The 2877-nt window shown below is 61.6% G+C and carries 2 protein-coding genes; both read left to right on the top strand.

The features are described from left to right. Positions 1–853 (top strand): 3'-5' exonuclease (locus tag ACYP5B_RS24955; RefSeq protein WP_459571451.1); only part of this gene is annotated, 853 nt, incomplete at its 5' end. A gap of 182 nt (positions 854–1035) precedes the next feature. Further along, positions 1036–2277 (top strand): helix-turn-helix transcriptional regulator, encoded by a 1242-nt coding sequence (locus ACYP5B_RS24950; protein WP_459571450.1) that lies wholly within the window; start codon positions 1036–1038, stop codon positions 2275–2277. Positions 2278–2877: the final 600 nt, after the last annotated feature.

Raw genomic sequence — 2877 nt, 5'->3', positions numbered from 1 at the left:
TGGCGGCATCGTGAAGTTCAACCGCTATGACGATGAGTATGCCGAGGCCGTTGCGGCCATCGAGGCGCTCGCGCCGACCCTGGGTGAGCGGAAATCTGCCGCCGTCCTGGCACGTACAAACCGCATCCTCGACCCGGTAGAAGCCGTGTGCCGCTCGCATGGCGTGAAATACTACCGCGCCTCCGGCAAGTCGATCCTAAACCGCCCCGAGGCAGCACTGATGTGCAACCTGCTGGAAATCATCCAGAAGGTGAAGACCAACGGGCTGGACGCATTGCTGGGCTTCGCCGGCGCAGGTGCTCAGGAACTGCGGCTGCTGCATAGCAAGATGGGGCCGGCGCTGGAACAACGACAAAGGAAGGAACTCGTCGCGTTCGGTGTATCGGAGGAAACCGCCGAGCGATACCGCGACCTGATGAAGCGGCTGGCCGAATGGCGCACCCTCTGCGACCGGCAGTTCTACTCCCTGGTCCTCGAAGGCGTGCATGAGTGGATGGCCCAACACGCCAAAGCAGACCCAGCCAGGCGAGCGATCACCACCACCTATGACGTGCTCTCTCGGCTCAATGGCACGTTCTCCGAGCGGCTGGAATTCCTACGCCGACAGAACAACGAGCCGGCACCGGACGCACTGGTGCTCACCACCATCCACGCGTCAAAGGGCCTCGAATGGGATGGAATCGTTGTCATCCGTGTAGAGGAGACGGTTATCCCCGATGAGAAAGGCAGTACCGAATCAGAGGAACGGCGCTTGTTCTACGTTGGCATGACACGGGCCCGCGACTGGCTGGCACTCAGTACGGCCAAGAAGAACCCAACGTCGCGGTTCGTGATCGAGGCTGGACTGGCATGACAGGTCCACCCTAAAAAACAAAAGCCAGGATTGCAGTCCTGGCTTCTGCGGAAGTTGCCGGATCCCGAAAAAGGCGTACCAGACTGCACCTCCCACTGAGTGCAAAGTCTAGGAAAGCCTTCGGGTCCTGTCAACGCCTTCACAAGTTTTTTTGCATAGAACGGCGGAACATGATTCGAACCATGGAAGCCGATGGGCGGCGCTCGCCCCTCGGCAGCGCGACGACGCGTCCTGGCGCCCTGGGCAGCTCACATCCTGCTGCCCACGGCGCAAGCGAGTCCGGACCACACTACCTACCAAGCAAGATTGCCAACGCGCTCGTGCGCGTCTATGAGGCGTTGCATGAGTTTGCGTTGACGCAGACACAGCGTCAGGTTCTCGCCTGCCTGGTTCGTAACGGCGTGAAACAGCAAGATCCAGTGGACTGGATCTTCATGAAGAAGGTCACGATCGCACGACGACTTCGGCTTAGCGAGGCGACCGTCTATCGTTGCCTTGCAGTCCTGGAGGGTGCCGGCCTGATCGAGCGGGAGGAGCAAAGACAGTCCGCATACGATCTAAAGGCCCTTGGCCGGATTCGGCTTTCGGTAAAAGCCATTCGGAATCTTGGCCTAGCGTCAGCTCAACCGTCGCGTGAGAAGGGTGCCACGGCGAGGACCCCCGACTTACAGGACCGGGGACCCACCCGCTGGCTGCCCAACCTCGCACCGGTGAGAGACGTTAACCTACCCCCTCAACAATCTTCTTCGAAGAAACAGTCTCCGGGGGCGAGCCCATTCATTCGCGTGCTGGGCAAAGCCGTGCCTTCGGAGTTGGCCTGGCTGGTCACGCAAAACGGACTCGCGCTGACCGGCCTGTTCGCCCTCATGAAACGCGCTAAGGCCGTCGGCCACCGGCTTTCGAACGTAATCGCAGTGGTCAGCGATGCCCTGATACCGCTCAAGGGCAGGGAACTCTTCGCCTACATCCAGGCCCTGCTGTCCAAGACGGTCGACTACGCGTTTGTCGCAGAACAGCAGGCAACGCAAGCGCAGGCCGAGCGCGCAAAGGCAGAAGCCGCAGCTGCTGTTACCGCGAAAATTTCAGATCTGGTCTCAAGGCTCCGTGGGGTCCAAGTAACGCGCGCCGACGGTGCCGTGCTCAGCGTTGATGAGGCATCGGTGGTGATCGAGAAGGCTGGCCGTAGGGCCGCGGCACCCCATGCGCTCGCGTTCGATCTCCTGCGGGAGATGGCGGCCTGCCGGGCGAACGACGGAAAGTCGGCCTTTGCTCGGCCCAGTGTGGACCCGTTCAAACGTGGCCAGTCCTTGGCGGTGATGGAGGCGCAGTTAGCCGCCGCTCGGGGAATACTTCGTGGGCGCTCGTCGCCGGCGCACTTGACCAGGTGCGCGGCACGCCCCGCCCTTCAGAACGGCGAGGGATAGCGCGGCCTCGGTACCGGCGTAACCTTCGCTGAAGGCCGCATTTCGGTTGTCCGGATTCGCACCCTGAGGCGGCCTGGCCTATCTCCGTGTGCCGGCGCATGGCGTGTCGGACGCGCAGACCGTGCTTCTCGCGCTGTTAGCAATCCCCGTCTCGTCCATCTGGATCGAGCGCCTCGCGTCCCCTCCCGTCGCCGCACGCTGAAGACCTGCGGCACTCCAGTCACCGAGATGAGCCTCGGCAGGATCGAGCGGGCCGCACTCCATGCATGAGGTGCACTGGTTGGCGTACGATGCGTTACATTTCTGGCGGGCGCGAGGTGGCGTGGGAGGGTAATTCGTAACGGTCATCCATTGAGGAACCGTTGACCGACAGGGTCCGGCAGCACGGTGCGATGCGCATCTTTATCTATATTTAGGTATAATTCTGTGATGCCGATGACGATAAAAATGCTGCGCTGGGTGGGGTCAGCGAAAAAAGACCTGGGCGCGATGCCGAAAGACGTGCAAGACACCTTTGGCTATGCGCTGCACTTGGCCCAGGTGGGTAGTAAGCACAGCCAGGCCAAACCGCTGAAGGGCTTCGGCGGGGCGGGTGTGCTG

The organism is Cupriavidus sp. 8B (assembly GCF_054589115.1).
The sequence above is the reverse complement of the archived record's forward strand: the minus strand, read 5'-3'. Positions and strand labels throughout refer to the sequence as shown.

Bases quoted from the DNA above. Each gene is read 5' to 3' on its own strand.
- ACYP5B_RS24950 (WP_459571450.1), top strand. From the start codon at position 1,036: ATGGAAGCCGATGGGCGGCGCTCGCCCCTCGGCAGCGCGACGACGCGT.